This is a genomic window from Nocardia sp. NPDC055165 (genome assembly GCF_053606985.1).
In genome coordinates this window covers 167,244-184,433 of the sequence record NZ_JBSGSS010000007.1, presented here as the reverse complement: position 1 = coordinate 184,433, position 17,190 = coordinate 167,244, and the positions used below count along the sequence as shown (strand labels likewise).

Genomic DNA, 17,190 nt, shown 5'->3' with positions numbered 1-17,190 from the left:
CACGGGTAGCGGCGGTTTCGATTGCGGTAGAGGCTATTTCGGCGGTTCACCACCGGCGGGCGGGCCACCGGCCGGAGGCCCGTCGACGGGCGGTGCGCCACCGGCGGGCGGGGTCGCGCCCGCGGGCAGCGGCTTGCCGATGTTGCGCGCCATGTCGGGCATCAGCCGGATGGCGACCTGTTCCCAGGTGCCCCAGTTGTGGATGCCGATGTCGGGAAAGTCATAGCTGACGTTCTCGTAACCCAGTGCGGTCACCCGCTTCTCGAACGAGCGGGTGTTGGCCAGGGCGATCGCCTCCAGTGGCATGCCCTGGGTGATCGCGTCGACCGAGGACAGGTCCTGGTCGGCGGGCTTGGCGCTCCCCGCGGAGACGTAGAGGCGGGTGTTGTTGGCGATCAACTTCTCGACGAACCCGTACGGGTCCATCCGCTTCCACTTCTCACTGCCCGCGGGCGCCATCGCCTCGATGTTGTACCCACCGCTGGCGATCATCGCCCCGCCGAGCGCCTCACGCATGCCGGGCATCGACATGTGCAGGTAGCCCGACAGCGACCCCGCGTAGGTGAACTGCTCGGGGTGGTAAGCCGCCATCAGCATCGCCGCGCTACCGCCGCTGGACAGGCCGACCACACCGTTGCGGGTCGCGCTGAAGCCCAGCCGGGACTTCATCGCCTCCGGCAGCGTCTTGGTGATGAAGGTTTCCCACTGGTAGGTGTTGACCTTGCCCTGGGTGTCCTCCCAGCCGCCGATCGCCGAACCGGAGTCGGCGCTGGGCAGCATCGACCCGTCGGGGTTGACGCCGAAGAAATTGCTCGGCTGCTCCCAGTCGGCGTAGAAGCTGGACTGCCCGCCGACCGGCATCACAACGTTGATGTTGAACTTCGCCATCTGCGCCGGGATGGTGGTGTGCTTCTCCCACCCGTTCAGGTCGTCCTCGGCGCGTTCGCCGTCGAGCAGGTAGACCACCCGATCGGTGTTGCCGTCGGCCGCGCGGATGATCCTGGTGTTGATCTCCCCCATCGACGTATCCACCCGGAAGTCGATCGCGGACGGGTCGGCATCGGCGGCGGCAGGCGCGACGGAGGCGCCGAACGGCACCACCACCACGACGGCGCCTGCCATCACTCGCCGAAGAACTGTTCTTACCCCACGCATGATCGGTGTTCTGACCTTCCCGTCTGTGCGGCCTCGCCGCTTCCCCACTCGACCCGCCGCGGTACTGCACCTGCGCGCGGGGCCCTGTCGGGCAGCATAGCGCGCACCCGATCCCAGGGGTACATCGAATTGTGAAGTGGGGCAGCCCGCTTCGTGCGCCCGCTCCGAACTGCGGATTCTCGGCGAGGGGCGACGTCGGCGGAGCGCTACCCTGGGAGGTCGATTCGTGGCCGCGCCCGGCCGCCCTGCCCAGAACGGGAACGCCGTGAAGCTCGCCGTACGCCTGATGATGTTGTCGCTGGTCCTCGCAGTGCTGTTCGGAGTCCCCTGGTGGACGGTGGTCTCGGCGCCGACCGGTGGCAGCGGCACGCTGTTCTGGATCGGAACGGCGATCGCCGCGGCCGCCCTGGTGTGCCTGCCGCTCACGATGTTCCTCGGGCACGGGCCCGCGCAGTCCGATCCGGCGGTGATCGTCGGCGACACCCTGCTCGGGGTGCTGTGGGTGGTGTTCTCCTGGTCGGTGATCGGGCTGCTCGTGCGGGGCGCGCTGGCCGTCGGCGGGGTCGACGGTGCCCGGATCGTGGCGGCAGGAGTGCTGGTGATCTCGGCTGCGCTGGTCGGGTGGGGCGTGTACGAAGCGCGCCGGGCGCCGCGGGTGCGCACCGTCGACGTCGCGATTCGTGGGCTGGCGCAGGGCCTGGACGGGTTGCGCGTAGTGGTCGTCACCGACACCCATTACGCCGCGCTGAATCGGCGGCGCTGGTCGGAGCGCGTGGTCGAGGTGGTCAACGCGCAGCGGCCCGATATCGCCTGCCACGCCGGTGACCTCGCCGACGGTTCGGTCGTGAAACGCCAGGCGCAGGTCGATCCGCTCGGCAAGGTCGAGGCGCCGCTCGGCCGGTTCTACATCACCGGCAATCACGAGTACTTCGGTGACGCGCAGGGCTGGATCGACTACATGGCCTCGCTCGGCTGGCAGCCGCTGCACAACCAGCACAGCGTCCTGACCCGTGACGGCGACCGGCTCGTCATCGCCGGCATCGACGACCCGACCGGCGTCGGCCTGCCCGGTCACGGTCCCGATCTGCCCGCCGCGCTCGCGGGCGCCGACCCTTCGCTGCCGGTCGTCCTGCTGGCCCACCAGCCCAAACAGATCGCCGACAGCGCCGCGGCGGGCGTCGCGCTGCAGATCTCCGGTCACACCCACGGTGGGCAGATCTGGCCGTTCCACTACCTCGTCCGGCTCGACCAGCCGGTAGTCGCGGGCCTGAGCAGGCACGCGAACAACACCCAGCTCTACACCAGCCGCGGCACCGGTTTCTGGGGTCCCCAGCTTCGGGTTTTCGCCCCCAGCGAGATCACGGTGCTGATGCTGCACCCGGACAACTGAGCCCCAGTTGCCCAGCGCACAGGGGCGTCCGAGATCGGATCAGCGGTGCGGCTGGGTGACTTCGGTCGGCAGCGTGCCGCCCATCACCACCTTCGAACCGTTCCACGAATAGGTGATCGTCGCCGGACCGCCCTGCGGCGCGGCAAAGGGTTCGTCACCGGCGAGCCAGCGGTAGTCGACGGTGACCGCGTTGTTGCTCGATCCGACGACGGTGGTGAAGGCATACGGCTCAGAAGTGCCCGTGCCCAAGTACTTTCCGTTGCGGAAGAACAAGAGGTGGATCGGCGCACCCGCGGAGTTGCCGCCGATGGCGCGCACATACAACAGCTGCCCACAGCTACCCGGCTGATCACTCGAAGCCTGTCCGGCGACCCAGCTTCCCTCGAGGCTCGCGAGGGCGTTCTGCACACCGGTCGAGGCCGGGTCTATGCAGCGACCCGGTCCACTGATGTTGTCAGCGGGGGCGGGAGAGGTGGTGTCGGGAGCCGGGATCAGCGTGGGAGCTTGTGTGACCGGCGGTGTTTCGGGCTCCGGCGCGATGGTGGCGCCGGGCTGGGGGGCGGCGGTCTTCTCGGCCGCGGGCGACCCCGGGGCCTGGGTACCCGGCGCGGGCGCGCGGGAGGTCGACGAAGCGGCCGTCGCGCGGGAGGTCGATGTGGTTGTCCCTGAACCACTCTCGTCGGTGCAGCCTGTGACCAGTGCCGCGGCGACGGCGATGAGCGCGCCCATTCGAACTGCGTTCTTCATGGTTCCTCGATTCTGTGTCCCCTACGCGCTGTAGCGCGTACATGCAGACTTCATCGGGGCCCCCGACACGGTCGTTAGGCGATTCAACGGAATCCTCACCCTAGGGTGCGACATCCACACCCATATACCTAGATCTGCTAGGTTGTTACCTAGATCTTCTAGGTATAGGAGTGCGATGCGGATAGACAAAGACCTGGTGGCGGCCTCGGCGACGCCGCTGGTGCTCGGGATTCTGGCCGAGGGCGAGTCGTACGGCTACGCCATCCTCGAGCAGGTCAACCAGCTCTCCCACGGGCGGATGCAGTGGACCGACGGGATGCTGTACCCGCTGCTGCACCGGCTGGAACGGCTCGGGCACGTGTCGTCGACGTGGCGGGTGTCCGAGGGCGGACGCCGCCGCAAGCACTACCTGATCACCGAGTCGGGCCGGGCGGCGCTCGCCGAACGACAAGCCCAGTGGAGTGTGGTCGCCGAGGCGCTGGACCAGGTCTGGCGCAGCGCCACCCAGCCGGTCGAGAAGGGGTGGGCGTGATGGAGACCGAATTGCAGGCCCATATCGACCAGTGGCGTGGGTACGTCCAGCGTCATCGTGCGATTTCGGTCGCCGACGTCGACGAGATGGAAGACCATCTGCGCGAACAGATCTCGACCTTGCAAACCGCGGGCCTGTCGGGCGAGGAGGCATTCCTCGTCGCGGTGAAACGGATGGGCAGCATGGACGCGATCTCCCGGGAGTTCGCGCTCGAGCATTCCGAAAGGCTGTGGAAGCAGCTCGTTCTGGTGCCGGAGCAGTCCGAGGGCGGTGCGGGAAATCGAGAGCTGATGGTGGTTCTCGCGCTCGCGGCGGGGGCGGCGGTCACGGTCAAGGCGGGCTTCACCTGGCTGGAGGGTCCCGCCCTGGGCCGCAACATCAGCCTGCTCGTCTTGCCGTTCCTCGCAGGATATTTCGCGTGGAAGCGCCAGGTTTCCGCGCGGGTCGGCGCCGTGCTGCTCGCGCCCGTCGTGCTCACCGCACTCGTGCTGAACCTGTATCCGTTCGAGCCCGAAGGGGCGACCGAGATCATCGCCGCGATCCACGCGCCGATCCTGCTGTGGCTGGTGGTCGGTTTCGCCTACACGGGCGGCGACTGGCGATCCGGGCGGCGGCGAATGGACTTCATCCGGTTCACCGGGGAGTGGTTCGTCTACCTGACCTTGCTGGCGCTCGGCGGCGGCGTACTGATCGGACTGACGGTCGGCGCCTTCGGGACCCTCGATCTCGACATCGAGCCGGTGATCGAGGACTGGGTGCTGCCCTTCGGCGCCGCGGGCGCGGTGATCGTCGCCGCCTGGCTGGTCGAGGCCAAACAGAACGTCGTGGAGAACATCGCGCCGGTGCTCACCCGGGTCTTCACCCCGCTCACCATCGTCATGCTGTTCGCGCTGCTCGCCGCCCTCGCGACCACCCGCAGCCTGACCGCGATCGACCGCGATCTGCTCATCCTGATGGACCTGATCCTCGTCTTGGTCGTGGGCCTGCTCCTCTACACGATCTCCGCCCGCGATCCGCTGACCCCACCCGGCTTCTTCGACCGCCTGCAGCTGGTGCTGGTGTTCACCGCGCTGGTCGTCGACGCGACGATGCTGGCCGCCATGCTGACCCGGATCGCCGAGTTCGGCTCCACCCCCAACAAGGTGGTCGCGCTCGGACTGAACGTGGTGTTGCTGGTGAACCTCGTGTGGTCGGGCCACCTCGGGCTCGGCTTCGTGCGCGGCAGGAAGACCTTCGCCGCTCTCGAGCGTTGGCAGACCGACTACCTGCCCGTCTACGGAGTGTGGGCGGCCGCCGTGATCGTCGCCATCCCGCCCTCGTTCGACTTCCGATGATCTCCGGACTCGGCGAAAATTACTGGCGGTCCGTGACACGATCATCAAGTGCTCTTGACGATCTCCACGACTCACACGCCGGCGACCGACCTCGGATACCTCGTGGTCAAACATCCCGACCGCGTGCAGTCGTTCACGACCACCGGCGGCACGGCACACGTCTTCTATCCACAGGCCGATGTCGATCGCTGCACCGTGGCCCTGCTGCTCGAGGTCGATCCGGTGGAGTTGGCGCGACCGAGCAAGGGGCACAACGGGTCCGCACTCGGGCGCTATGTGAACGACCGTCCGTATGTGGCGTCGAGCCTGCTGTCGGTGGCGTTGGGCAAGGTGTTCCGGTCGGCGCTGAACGGCACGAGCCGGGACCGTCAAGAGCTGGCGGAGACGGCGATTCCGTTGGAGATCGAAGTCCCCGCCGTGCCGTGCCGTGGTGGGACCGAGATCGTCGAGAGGCTGTTCGCGCCGCTGGGTTGGACGGTGTCGACCACCTCGGTGCCGCTCGATCCGGAGTTCCCGGAATGGGGCCCGTCGCCGTACACCCACCTGCGTTTGACCGGGACGCTGCGGCTGGCAGAGGCACTGAACCACCTCTACGTGCTGTTGCCGGTGCTCGATGACGCCAAGCACTACTGGGTGGACGCCGACGAGGTCGACAAACTGCTGCGCGCGGGCGAGGGCTGGCTCGGCGCCCACCCCGACCACGAACTGATCGCGCGACGCTATCTGGCTGGACGACGGACACTCATGCTGTCCGCCCTGGAACGCCTGCGCTCGGCGGACGAGGTGGTCGACGATGCCGAAATCCCCCGGGACGCGGTCGAACGCGTCGAAGCCGCCGAGCGCCGCACACCTTTGGTGAAGCTCCGCACAGAGGCGGTGCTCGCCGCGCTCGCCGACACCGGCGCAACGCGCGTCCTCGATCTCGGTTGTGGCCCAGGCGCTTTGCTTCTCGCGCTGCAAGCCGAGCCCCGGTTCACCGAGATCGTCGGCGCCGATGTCTCGAGCGCCGCACTCTCGATGGCGGAGCGCCGCTTGAAGTTCGACCGGATGTCGGACCGGCAGCGAGCCAGGATCACCCTGATCCAATCCGCGCTGACCTACCACGACAACCGGCTGCGCGGCTTCGACGCGGCGGTGCTCATGGAGGTGATCGAACACGTCGACGAGTCCCGGTTGCCCGCGCTCGAACGTGCCGTCTTCGGGCACGCCGCGCCCGGCGCGGTGATCGTGACGACGCCGAACGTGGAATACAACGTGCACTACGAGACCCTCGACGGTCACCGTCACGACGATCACCGATTCGAGTGGACCCGTGCGGAATTCGCCGCCTGGTGTGCCCGCGTCGCCGAGACCTTCGGCTACGTCGTCGACATCCGCCCGGTCGGCGACCACGACCCGCAGACCGGCTCCCCCACCCAGCTCGCGCTTTTCCGGAAGGCCGCGTAAATGAACATCGACCTCCCCGAGCTGTCGCTCATCGCCCTCGTGGGTATCTCCGGTTCCGGCAAATCCACCTTCGCCCGCGAGCACTTCAAGCCCACCGAGGTGCTGTCGTCGGACTTCTTCCGCGGCATGGTGGCCGACGACGAGAACGATCAGTCCGCGACGAAGGACGCCTTCGACGCGCTCGGCCACATCGCCGGGATCCGGCTGCGTGCCGGTCGACGCGTCGTCATCGACGCCACCAATGTGCAGAAGCACGCGCGGGCCGAATTGGTCGCGCTGGCGCGGTCTTTCGACGTGCTGCCGGTCGCGATCGTCCTCGATACGCCCGAAGCTGTGGCGTGGGAACGTACCCAGGGGCGCACCGATCGCGACTTCGGGCGCAATGTGCTGAAGCGGCAGAGTCAGGACCTGCGGCGTTCCCTGCGCGAGCTCGGTCGCGAGGGTTTTCGCAAGGTGCACGTCGTCAGCGATCCGGCCGAAGTGACGATCACCTACGAGAAGGCGTGGAACGACCGGCGTGAGCTCACGGGGCCGTTCGACATCATCGGCGATGTGCACGGCTGCCGGGCCGAATTGGAAACGCTGCTGGGCGAACTCGGATGGACGCTGGTTCGCGACGAAGCCGGGCATGCTGTCGATGCCACCCACCCGGAGGGACGTCAGGCGGTCTTCGTCGGTGACCTCGTCGACCGCGGGCCCGATTCACCGGGGGTGCTGCGGTTGGTGATGGGCATGACCGCGAGCGGACACGCGCTGTGCGTGCCGGGCAATCACGAGCAGAAGCTGCTCAAGAAATTGCGGGGCAAGAACGTGACGGTGTCCCACGGCCTCGCCGAGACGCTCGAGCAATTGGGCAGCGAGACACCGGAGTTCATCGAGTCCGCGGCGCAGTGGATCCACGACCTCGTGAGCCACCTGCGGTTGGACGGTGGGCGGCTCGTGGTCGCGCACGCCGGACTGAAGCAGGCGTACCACGGTCGTGCGTCCGGGCGGGTTCGCGACTTCTGTCTCTACGGCGAATCCACCGGGGAGACAGACGAATACGGCTTGCCGGTGCGCTATCCGTGGGCGCGGGACTATCGCGGTGCGGCGATGGTCGTCTACGGGCACGTACCGACGCCGAAGGTGGAGTGGATCAACAACACCGTGTGTCTCGACACCGGTGCGGTGTTCGGCGGCGAGCTGACGGCGCTGCGCTACCCCGAGAAGACGTTCGTCGCGGTGCAGGCCGAGCGGATGTACTACGAGCCGATCCGGCCACTCGCCGAGGCCGAATCCGCGCGCGACAACGAGACGCTCGACCTCGCCGATGTCACCGGGCGCAGGCACATCCGCACCGAGCACGGCACGGTGATCGTCGATGCCGAGAACTCGGCGGCCGCGCTGGAGGTGATGAGCCGGTTCGCGATCGATCCTCGGCTGTTGCTGTGGTTGCCGCCGACCATGTCCCCGCCGTCGACGTCGACCGTCGAGGGGTATCTCGAATATCCCACCGAGGCGTTCGCCGACTATCGCGCGGCGGGCGTGGGCAAGGTGGTGTGCGAGGAGAAGCACATGGGGTCGCGGGCCGTGGTGCTCGTGTGCCGTGACAAAGCAGCGGCCCGTTTCGGGGTCGGTGACGGCTGCTCCGGTGCGATCTACACCCGCACCGGCCGGTCGTTCTTCAACGATCCGGCCCTCACCGAGGCGCTCCTGGATCGCGTCCGCGCAGCGGCCGCACCACTTTTCGACGAACTCGACTCGGACTGGCTGCTCCTGGACTGTGAACTGCTGCCCTGGTCCGCCAAGGCCGCGGGGCTGATCCGCACCCAGTACGCGGCCGCAGGCGCCGCCGCACGGTCGGCGCTGCCCGCCGCGGTCGCGGCACTCGACGCCGGACTGGCCCGTGGGCTCGACCTCGGCGAACTGCGTGCCCGCACCGCCGCCCGCGCCGAGAACGCGGACAGCTTCACCACCGCCTACCGCCGATACTGCTGGCCGACAACAGGACTCGACGGAGTACAGATCGCCCCGTTCGCCCTCCTTGCCTCCGAAGGCGCCGGCTACGCCGACCGCGACCACGGCTGGCACCTCGACATCAGCGACCGACTCGTTGCGGCCGACCCCGTGACCTTCCGCCCCACCGGCCGCCGAATCGTCGACCTGTCCGACCCTGCCGCCGAAGCCGACGCCACCACCTGGTGGCTCGAGATGACCGCGGCAGGCGGTGAAGGCATGGTCATCAAGTCCTACGCCGGCCTCACCCATCGCAGCAAGGGCAAACTCGTCCAGCCCGGCATCAAATGCCGAGGTCGCGAATACCTCCGCATCATCTACGGCCCCGACTACACCACCCCCGAACACCTCACCCGTCTCCGCGACCGCACCCTCAGCCGCAAACGCACCCTTGCCCTGCGCGAACACACGCTCGGCCTGGCGGCCCTGGACGCCGTCGCCGCGGGCGAACCGCTGTGGCGCGTCCACGAATTGGTCTTCGCCATCCTGGCCATGGAATCCGTGCCGACCGACCCCCGCCTCTGAGCTTTTCGGCGGTCAAATAGTGTCGTCTCCGGTATTCGCACCGTGCGACTCGCCAGAACTGTTGAGAGAATAGAGAATTGACTCAGCTCGCCCCGTTTCCGTTGCCCTTTCGTGCCGCTCATCTGGTGGCTGTCGCACCGGTCAGAACAGTGCGCGAGCTGGAGATGATGCGATTGAGCGCCGCCGTTCGGGAGAAATCGCAGTGGCATCAGAAAATGCAGGACGCCGGCATCGTCGCCCGATGGACCCGGGAGGCCGCCGAGACCGGGATGACGGAAGCTCAAATCCGCTATGTGCTCGATGAACTCGCGCATTACGCCGGAATACGCGACGAGGAGACCGGAATCGAGGTGTCCGCTGTCGACGGGGTGTGGCAATCGGACACCCTGATCGACGACACACTACGGGATCGTCTGCGCGCGGCGGCTCGGGTGATCGAGGAGGTTCCAGCGGCAGAACAAGATTGGCATCCCGGCTCGAACGGGCAGGTGCGCAATCTTGTCCATCCCTCGCTGTACTGCCTGGTTCGCGGCGTCAGCCGGTCCGATGACGCACCATGGCCCAGCCCGGCGAACAAGGATGCCAAGTACGCGTACTCGCCGAAATTCCAATGGCTGCCCACCGATGTCGATGTCACCGATGCCGGCGACGTCGCCTTCCGTTCCTACGTCAACAACGTCGACCCGGCTCGCCATCACGCACTCGAATCCGTCTTGCCGGAACTGTTCGCCCGCATGCTCCCGCTGCTGGCCAATGTGCTGACCGACCTGCGCCGACCACGACCGGTGCGGATCGACGTCAACCCCTTCACCTGGTACGAAGACTCCGAACCCACCGAGCCGACCGATGAGAGCGACGAAGCCCAGGAAGCCTTCGACGCCGCCTGGGACGAATGGTGGGAAAACCGCCGACCGGCCATCCCCGACGCCCCCACTTTTCAGCCGCCCACACCCGTCGACGACAGCGACCGCGTCGACCTCACCGGGCGCAGGTTGCAGGTCATCGTAAAACTCGCCAACATCTACCTCACCCCCGAGAAGCCGGAATATCCGGGCGGTTCGTGGCACGTCGAAGCAATGCTCAACGAAAGCATCGTCGTCACCGGAATCTACTACTGGGACAACGAGAACATCACCGACAGCCGGCTCGGTTTCCGCGCGGCGATCGACGACCCGGAATACGACCAGAACGACGAAACCGGGATGCGCGAGGTCTTCGGTCTCGCCGACGAGGACGCGCTCAACCAAGACCTGGGATCGGTCAAGGCCCAAGCCGGTCGCTGCGTAGCGTTCCCGAACATCCTCCAGCATCGCGTCGCACCGTTCCGGCTCCAGGACCCGACCCGACCCGGCCACCGCAAGATCCTGGCCTTCTTCCTGGTCGACCCTTCGATAACCATCGTCTCGACCTCCGACGTCCCACCCCAACAACCCTGGTCCCCGACATCGACGATGACAGCGGCACAGGCCGACGCCTTCCGCGCGGAACTGATGCGAGAGCGCAAGTTCTTCGTCGACGAACACAACAACGAGCTCTACGAACGCGAATTCTCCCTCTGCGAACACTGATCTCGACGCATGGTGAGGGAATCAATGTCAACGACGCACCGCCATGATGTCGGATATCAACCCGGGAAACTCGATACAGGTGGTCGTGGTCTTCGACGTACCCGCCGGAACCGTGCCGACCACACTCGAACTGCACGACTCCGCATTCTCTGGTGGCGCCGAGGTCGCGCTTCGCTGAACTGCTGGACCGTAGTCATCTCGTCTCTGTCGGCACTCGAGTTGAGCGACAACGGATTTCGACGGCAATCACCAGTCGTAGTACGAGACGACCGATGGTTGGCCGGTGTAGCCGGGACCTGACGTCGGGTCGGCGCCAAGGTAGAAGGCGGTGAACCGAGGTCGTCCGTGGCCGTGGATCTGGCGACGGTTGTATGTCAGGCCCGCCGCTCTGAGGGTTTCGACGACCGCCTCGGTTATCGGTGAACCGTTGGCGCGGCGGATCTCAGCTGGATCGAAGTCGGCGGCGAAGAGACCATCGGGGGTGAGCCAGCTCGCCATCGTCTCGATGAGAGCCAGTTTGTCGCCGATGTAGTGCAGGCCGTGCACGCAGGTCACGAGGTCGGCTTCGCGAGGCGGGGTCCAGGTTGTCGCCGAGGTGGTGAGCAGGCGCAGGCGTGGGGTGCGGGGTTTGTTCAAGAAGAAGTCGACGAGGTCGAGGCCGATGATGGTGACGTCGGCGGTCGGGAATTCGCGGTCGAATCGTTCCTCCGCTTCGAGCAGGGCCCGACCGGAGCCGCAGCAGACGTCGATCCACGTGACCCGGGCGGTGGGGTCGGCGCGCAAGCGCTCGGCGAGTACCTCGTAGGGGTCGAATCCGAGTTCGCGGGCGTAGCTGTTCACACCGGACAGTCCTCGGCCGCGGTTCATCGCGTTGTTCGCGACTACCGAGGACTGTTCCAGCGTCAGGTCGTCGAGCAGGACGGGATCTGTTGGCACCACACAATTATCGCTGCCGCGCAGGTCACGCGATACTTCACCGACGCCAGAAGAAGTGGTGGACGACTCCGCTGGGGCTGGGGACCTGCTCGTGGTGGAAGCGGTCGTCGTATTCGTCGGGGCTTTCCCACAGGCGTTCGCCCGCACCGATTTCCACCGGTGCGACGACGATGTGCATGGCGTCGATGAGGTCGGCGGCGAGGAATTCGCGGACCGTGGCGACACCGCCGCCGATGCGTACATCCTTGCCGTCGGCGGCATCCAGAGCCTGCGCGAGCGCGTCCTTCGGGGCGGCATCGATGAAGTGGAAAGTGGTGTCGGCCAGGGTGAACGACGGGCGCTCGTGGTGGGTGAGGACGAAAACCGGAGTGCGGAACGGCGGGTTGTCGCCCCACCAGCCCTGCCAGTCGTAGTTCTCCCACGGTCCACGCTGTGGGCCGAACTTGTTGCGGCCCATGATTTCCGCGCCGATGTTGAAGGCGTAGTCGCGCGTGATGTAGTCGTCGAGGCCGTAGGTACCACCGGGTTCGGTCCGATTGGGCCAGTGCGCGGTGGCGCCGGCCCAAAACATGAGGTCAGAGGGTTCGGCGTGACCGAAGGGGCGTTCCAGACTCTGCCCCTCCCCCGCGCCGTACCCGTCGCTGGAAATGCTGAAGTTCTGAACGCGGACCATCTGAGCCATCGAGGTGCCCTTTCTGATTGCAATGTGCAAGCAGTGACGAACGTATCCTAGACTGATCCTATGTCGCAACCAGTTGCCCAGGAGAAGTTGCCGGTGCCGCCGGGCAAGTCGGGCTGCCCGATCAACCTCACGGTCGAGCTCCTCGGCGACCGCTGGAGCCTGATCATCCTGCGCGACATCATGTTCGGCGGGCACACGCACTTCCGGGAACTACTCACCGGGTCCATCGAGGGCATCGCCTCGAACATCCTGGCCGCACGGCTCGCCAAACTCGTCGGCGCAGGTCTGCTCACGCGCGACGACGACCCCAGTCACCGGCAGAAGGTCGAATACCACCTCACCGAGGCCGCGATTCAGCTCGTTCCGGTGCTGGCCGCACTGGGCGCGTGGGGCGCGCGATGGTTGCACACGGCGCCGGAGCTGACGGTGCGCGCGGAGTTACTCGCCGCGGGCGGGCCCCCTATGTGGGAGCGCTTCATGGATGAACTGCGCGCCACCCATCTGCGTGGCGCGCCGCTTCCCGACGACGGGGTGCTCGCAGAACTCACCGCCGCCTACCTCGCGGCGGCCGGCGAGTAAGCGTCAGCGGGCCGCTTGGCGGCCGACTTCGTTCAGGTGGGTCATCGCCTGGCGGTACGACTCGAACAGGCCGGTCTCGCAGTAGGGAACATCGATCTCGGCGCAGAACTGGGCGACCATCGGCTGGGCACGGCGCAGGTTGGCGCGCGGCATCGACGGGAACAGGTGGTGCTCGATCTGGTAGTTCAGCCCACCCATCGCGGTGTCGACGAGGAAGCTGCCGCGCACATTGCGCGAGGTGAGCACCTGGCGACGCAGGAAGTCGGTGTTGTCGCCGTCCGGCAGAACTTCCATGCCCTTGTGGTTGGGCGCGAAGGTGGAACCCATGTACAGACCGAACAGACCCTGCTGAACGGCGATGAACACCAACGCTTTACCCGGCGACAGCACCAGGAACGCGGCCGAGAGCAAGCCGATGAAGTGCGCAGCCAGTAGCGCGCCCTCCCAGATACGGTTCGGGATCGGCCAGCGGAACACCGCGACGATGCTCTTCCAATGCAGGCTGCCGCCTTCCAGGAGCAGCAGCGGGAAGAACAGCCACGCCTGGTAGCGGAAAATGAACCGTCGCCAACCTGTTCCGGCGCGCGCACGATCACCGGAGAACGCGAGCACACCCATCGCGTCCGGGTCCATGCCCTCGGTATTGGGGTGGGCGTGATGACGGTTGTGGTTGCTGGTCCACCACCCGATGCTCAGCCCGATGGCGAGATTGCCCGCGATCAGCCCGTACAGGTAGTTGGCCCGACGCCCGGCGAAGATCTGCTTGTGCCCGGCATCGTGGCCGAGGAACGCGATCTGCGAGAACACCGCGGCCAGGAACACCCCCACCGCCAGCGTCCACCACGAGTCACCGATGGCGAAAAATGCCACCCAACCAGCCACGAAGGCGACTGCGGTCAGCGCGCTCTTCCACCCGTAATACCCCACTTGCCGGTCGAGCAGGTCCGCCGCCCGGACGCGACGCAACAGGACCGAGTACTCACTGCCACGCACGGGAACGACATCAGACGCGATAACCACGCCACAAGCATGGCGCATGCAGGCCACGTCCGGGTGAACGGGTTGCAGATCGGCGACGACTGGCCGTGCCGCCACCCGAATCCGGTCGTCCTGCTACCCGGCCCGAACAACGACACCATCACCTGGCAGACCATGTCGCCGGTCCTCGCGCCATCGCACCCGAGATCCGCGTTGCCGCGATGGTCACTCGATCCGACCGGATCGCCATTGATGCCTACTCTCGATGGTGAGCGACCACCCACGCCGCGACCTGCGCGCGAGTCGCGCAGTGCAGTTTGCTCAGGATGTGCTCGACATGCCCCGCCGCAGTGCGCTGCGAGATAACGAGCTTCTCCGCGATGGCCCGGTTGGTCAGGCCCTGCGCGATGAGTTCGGCTATCTGCTTCTCGCGGCGGGTGAGTACGTCCACCGCGGCAGGAACCTCCGCCGCCGCGGACGAATCCTCCTCGAGGGCGTAGGCGAGCACCGCGTCGATATCGAGATCGTGGCCCTGGCGCATCGCCGCCTCGAAGGCGCGCGGGCCGAGCGCGCGAGTGGCGTCCTGCTGCGCCTGGGTGTGGTGGCCGAACATCTCGAGAATACTGACCGCCTGGCTGCCCACGGATTCGCCGACCGCCATGGCCGCCCCGACGAGCACAGCAGCCCGCTGCGCCCGGCGCTGTGCAGCCGCGACAAAGGCCAGGGTTGCCAGACAGCTCGCGACGCCCGGCCAATCCTCGATCATCCAGGAAACCCGCAGACTCTCCTTGACCAGCACCGATCCGCGCTCGAGGTCACCGCGCTCGACCGTGGCAAAGGCGAGCTGCGCGACCGCGTAGGACCGGTAGACCGACTCGCCGTGCGCTGTGGCGAGCGCCAGCGCCTGCTCGTTGCACGCCGTGGCGAGGTCCGTTTCCTGCAGCAGACCGCACGCGACGCCGAGGCCGAGCAAGCTCGATACCTGATGCAAGACATCACCGGACGCCTCGAACACCGGCACTGCCCGCGCGAGCCGTGTCCTCGCATCGGTGAGATCGCCGGAGAACAACGACAGCAAGCCATGTGCGCCGTCGACATACGCGCACAACAACTCGTCATCGCTGCCCTCGGCCGACGAACGCGCCTGTTCGATTCGCTCGGACCCGGACTGGATGTCTGTCTGCATCGCGGCCAGCACTGTGTCCGCGCACAGTGCCGCGATGTGTGCCAACGTGGCCCCGCTCGTTCTCTCCAACACCCGACCGAGCCAATATCGGGCCTCGCTGACCCGCTGCCGCGCGACCCAGAACTCGTAGAGGGCAACCGCGATCCGTTCGGCCGATTCCGCCTCGTCGGGCTCGGCCAGGCAGAACTCCATCGCCTCACGCAGATTCGGCTGTTCCCGGTGCAGCCGATCGATCCATTCCAGCTGCTTCGGCCCCGCCCATTCGGTGTACGCCCGCAACGCCAAGCGTTCGAACCAGTCCCGGTGGCGGCGCTGCAATTCCTTCTCGTCACCGCTACCGCGCAACCGTTCCCGGCCGTACTCACGCAGCGTTTCGAGCATCCGGTACCGGACGCCGCCGTCACCGCGGCTCGCACGGATCAGGACCGACTTGTCCACCAGCGATCCCACCAGGTCGAGTACCTCGCCGGGATCGAGTCCGGCACCGCAGATCGCCTCTGCGGCATCCAATTCGAAGCCGCCCGCGAACACCGTCACCCGCGCCCACAGCTCTCGCTCACGGTCGGTCAGCAGGTCGTAGCTCCAATCGACGCACTGGCGCAGCGTCTGTTGACGGGTCGGCGTCGCGCGACCGCCACCGGTGAGCAGTCGATATCGATCGGTGAGCCGTTGCAGGATCTGCTCCGGTGACATCGACCGCAGCCGGGCCGCGGTCAACTCGATGGGCAGCGGCAGGCCCTCGAGTCGTCGGCATATGCGGGCGACGGTGATCTTGCTGTCTTCGGTCAGCTCGAATCCGGGGACGGCCGAGCGCGCGCGGTCGACGAACAGCGCGATCGCGTCACACCGCAACATCGCGCGTAAGCTCGGCGACCCCTCCGCCCCGGGAACCGACAGCGGCGGCACCGGGACCACCACCTCCCCACCGATGCCGAGCGGCTCCCGGCTGGTCGCGAGGATGTGCAATCGAGGCGCAGCACGCAGCAGCGATTCGGCCAGCGAGGCGATCGTGTCCACCAGGTGCTCGCAGTTGTCGAGCACCAGGAGCAGATGGCGCGTGGCGACGAAATCGACGAGCAGTTCCTGCGGTGTCTGGGCTGTCCGCCCCACCAGTCTCAGTGCGGACACTGCGGCCCCGGCCACCAGGTCCGGTTCGCGAACCTTTTCGAACTCGACGAGCCAGACCCCGTCGTCGAACGCTCGGCGCACCTCCTCGGCCGCCCGGATCGCCAACCGGGTCTTGCCTACCCCGCCGATACCGGTCAACGTCACCAGCCGCGCCTCGGACAACAACTGTCTGACCTCGACGATCTCGCGTCCTCGGCCGACGAATTGAGTCAATTCCGCGGGGAGATTTCCCAGCGCGCCCTGACTGGTTGGCGGCATCCGACATGCCTCGCATTCGATGGCGGAATGGTCCAGAACGCCAGGTTACGCCGTGTAGACCACGGCACCGCCACACCACCGCAACCTCCCGGACGCCGGCTGCAGAAGTAGCCCGATTTCCGAAAAACGGGTATATCGACCGTCCCCGTGACGCCGTGCTCGGTGGACGCTGAAGTGACGGTCAGCACCATTCCCGGAGGTCCGATGCACCCACCCGATCCAGTCGACAGCGATACGGCCGGCGACAACGACATGCAGCACGTGGAAGACGTGTTGATGATTCGCCGGTGCACCTGCTGCTCCACGCTGTTCGCGGCGGTGACTGTCGGCTGCTCGTCCTGCATCTCCGGCAGCCTCGAATGGCTGCCGTCGGCGGGCGCCGGTTCGATCGTGTCCTGTCGGGTCGTGGATCGCGCCGCGACCGGAATGCGCGGCGTACGACCGTTGACGATCGCCATTGTCGAACTCGACGAGGGGCCGTGGGTCTACACATCCATCGAAGGCGGGCTCCCGCCGCTGCAGAACTGCCCGGTGCGTGTGCAATTTCAGTCGTGTTCCTGGGACGACAGGTTCCCGGTCTTCGCCGTGAGCGCCGGTCGGCCGATGTCGGACGATCAGCGCCGGGCCGCCTGCCGTATCAGTGTCTGAGCGGCGGAACGGCCGGACCGTGGTGTACTGACCTGCGGCCACAGCTCGGAACAAGAACGTGACGCATTCACCGGAAATACAGATCCGACTCAGGGTGGTCGCG

General features: G+C 66.8%; 14 protein-coding genes and 1 pseudogene. 9 read left to right on the top strand and 6 right to left on the bottom strand.

Annotated features, from left to right (window positions below; genetic code table 11):
• Positions 1-33 precede the first annotated feature (33 nt).
• Positions 34-1,122, bottom strand: coding sequence for an alpha/beta hydrolase (locus tag ACWFRF_RS16810; RefSeq protein WP_378991437.1), 1,089 nt, complete (start codon positions 1,120-1,122; stop codon positions 34-36).
• 259 nt (positions 1,123-1,381) lie between these two features.
• On the opposite strand from ACWFRF_RS16810, the gene ACWFRF_RS16805 reads away from it, so the two are divergent.
• Positions 1,382-2,545 carry a metallophosphoesterase gene (locus tag ACWFRF_RS16805; protein ID WP_452450767.1) on the top strand — a complete coding sequence of 388 codons (1,164 nt, stop codon included), beginning with the start codon at positions 1,382-1,384 and terminating at the stop codon, positions 2,543-2,545.
• A gap of 39 nt (positions 2,546-2,584) precedes the next feature.
• Here ACWFRF_RS16805 and ACWFRF_RS16800 read toward each other — a convergent pair whose 3' ends face one another.
• Positions 2,585-3,292 carry an LppP/LprE family lipoprotein gene (locus ACWFRF_RS16800; RefSeq protein ID WP_452450765.1) on the bottom strand — a complete coding sequence of 236 codons (708 nt, stop codon included), beginning with the start codon at positions 3,290-3,292 and terminating at the stop codon, positions 2,585-2,587.
• A 175-nt stretch (positions 3,293-3,467) separates the two neighbouring features.
• On the opposite strand from ACWFRF_RS16800, the gene ACWFRF_RS16795 reads away from it, so the two are divergent.
• The 6 genes and pseudogenes from ACWFRF_RS16795 to ACWFRF_RS16770 all read left to right on the top strand — a co-directional run.
• The gene (locus tag ACWFRF_RS16795) at positions 3,468-3,824 is read left to right on the top strand and encodes a PadR family transcriptional regulator (protein ID WP_378991431.1); all 357 of its coding nucleotides are present in this window, start codon (positions 3,468-3,470) and stop codon (positions 3,822-3,824) included.
• Positions 3,824-5,158, top strand: a complete 1,335-nt coding sequence (locus tag ACWFRF_RS16790; protein ID WP_452450990.1) for a permease prefix domain 1-containing protein — start codon at positions 3,824-3,826, stop codon at positions 5,156-5,158. Before ACWFRF_RS16795 ends, ACWFRF_RS16790 begins: the two co-directional genes overlap by 1 nt.
• A gap of 48 nt (positions 5,159-5,206) precedes the next feature.
• Positions 5,207-6,604, top strand: coding sequence for a 3' terminal RNA ribose 2'-O-methyltransferase Hen1 (locus ACWFRF_RS16785; RefSeq protein ID WP_452450763.1), 1,398 nt, complete (start codon positions 5,207-5,209; stop codon positions 6,602-6,604).
• Entirely contained in the window at positions 6,605-9,124 is a 2,520-nt protein-coding gene (locus tag ACWFRF_RS16780) for a polynucleotide kinase-phosphatase (protein WP_452450761.1), read from the top strand.
• Positions 9,125-9,201: 77 nt separating this feature from the next.
• On the top strand, positions 9,202-10,692 hold the full coding sequence (locus tag ACWFRF_RS16775; protein ID WP_452450759.1) for a DUF4246 domain-containing protein: 1,491 nt from the start codon (positions 9,202-9,204) through the stop codon (positions 10,690-10,692).
• 40 nt (positions 10,693-10,732) lie between these two features.
• Positions 10,733-10,870, top strand: a pseudogene (locus ACWFRF_RS16770) (DUF4352 domain-containing protein); the annotation flags it as partial.
• A gap of 68 nt (positions 10,871-10,938) precedes the next feature.
• On the opposite strand, the gene ACWFRF_RS16765 reads toward ACWFRF_RS16770, so the two are convergent.
• Together ACWFRF_RS16765 and ACWFRF_RS16760 are read right to left on the bottom strand one after the other, a co-directional pair.
• Entirely contained in the window at positions 10,939-11,628 is a 690-nt protein-coding gene (locus ACWFRF_RS16765; RefSeq protein ID WP_452450758.1) for a class I SAM-dependent methyltransferase, read from the bottom strand.
• A gap of 37 nt (positions 11,629-11,665) precedes the next feature.
• Positions 11,666-12,310 carry a dihydrofolate reductase family protein gene (locus tag ACWFRF_RS16760; RefSeq protein ID WP_452450756.1) on the bottom strand — a complete coding sequence of 215 codons (645 nt, stop codon included), beginning with the start codon at positions 12,308-12,310 and terminating at the stop codon, positions 11,666-11,668.
• 60 nt (positions 12,311-12,370) lie between these two features.
• Here ACWFRF_RS16760 and ACWFRF_RS16755 point away from each other — a divergent pair, with 60 nt between their 5' ends.
• Positions 12,371-12,889 (top strand): winged helix-turn-helix transcriptional regulator, encoded by a 519-nt coding sequence (locus ACWFRF_RS16755; protein WP_379318078.1) that lies wholly within the window; start codon positions 12,371-12,373, stop codon positions 12,887-12,889.
• Between the two features lie 3 nt (positions 12,890-12,892).
• On the opposite strand, the gene ACWFRF_RS16750 is transcribed toward ACWFRF_RS16755, so the two are convergent.
• Both ACWFRF_RS16750 and ACWFRF_RS16745 read right to left on the bottom strand, forming a co-directional pair.
• Positions 12,893-13,909 (bottom strand): fatty acid desaturase family protein, encoded by a 1,017-nt coding sequence (locus ACWFRF_RS16750; protein ID WP_378991421.1) that lies wholly within the window; start codon positions 13,907-13,909, stop codon positions 12,893-12,895.
• A 214-nt stretch (positions 13,910-14,123) separates the two neighbouring features.
• The gene (locus ACWFRF_RS16745; protein WP_452450754.1) at positions 14,124-16,439 is read right to left on the bottom strand and encodes an ATP-binding protein; all 2,316 of its coding nucleotides are present in this window, start codon (positions 16,437-16,439) and stop codon (positions 14,124-14,126) included.
• A gap of 174 nt (positions 16,440-16,613) precedes the next feature.
• Here ACWFRF_RS16745 and ACWFRF_RS16740 point away from each other — a divergent pair, with 174 nt between their 5' ends.
• Positions 16,614-17,087: a Zn-ribbon domain-containing OB-fold protein gene (locus ACWFRF_RS16740; RefSeq protein ID WP_452450752.1), complete on the top strand. Its 474-nt coding sequence runs from the start codon at positions 16,614-16,616 to the stop codon at positions 17,085-17,087.
• The last annotated feature ends 103 nt before the right edge of the window (positions 17,088-17,190 follow it).

What these genes read in the sequence shown, in the direction of transcription:
- ACWFRF_RS16760 (WP_452450756.1), bottom strand. Translation starts at nt 12,310, where the DNA reads ATGGCTCAGATGGTCCGCGTTCAGAACTTCAGCATTTCCAGCGACGGG.
- ACWFRF_RS16810 (WP_378991437.1), bottom strand. Translation starts at nt 1,122, where the DNA reads ATGGCAGGCGCCGTCGTGGTGGTGGTGCCGTTCGGCGCCTCCGTCGCG.
- ACWFRF_RS16745 (WP_452450754.1), bottom strand. Translation starts at nt 16,439, where the DNA reads ATGCCGCCAACCAGTCAGGGCGCGCTGGGAAATCTCCCCGCGGAATTG.
- ACWFRF_RS16755 (WP_379318078.1), top strand. Translation starts at nt 12,371, where the DNA reads ATGTCGCAACCAGTTGCCCAGGAGAAGTTGCCGGTGCCGCCGGGCAAG.
- ACWFRF_RS16800 (WP_452450765.1), bottom strand. Translation starts at nt 3,292, where the DNA reads ATGAAGAACGCAGTTCGAATGGGCGCGCTCATCGCCGTCGCCGCGGCA.
- ACWFRF_RS16780 (WP_452450761.1), top strand. Translation starts at nt 6,605, where the DNA reads ATGAACATCGACCTCCCCGAGCTGTCGCTCATCGCCCTCGTGGGTATC.
- ACWFRF_RS16795 (WP_378991431.1), top strand. Translation starts at nt 3,468, where the DNA reads ATGCGGATAGACAAAGACCTGGTGGCGGCCTCGGCGACGCCGCTGGTG.
- ACWFRF_RS16790 (WP_452450990.1), top strand. Translation starts at nt 3,824, where the DNA reads ATGGAGACCGAATTGCAGGCCCATATCGACCAGTGGCGTGGGTACGTC.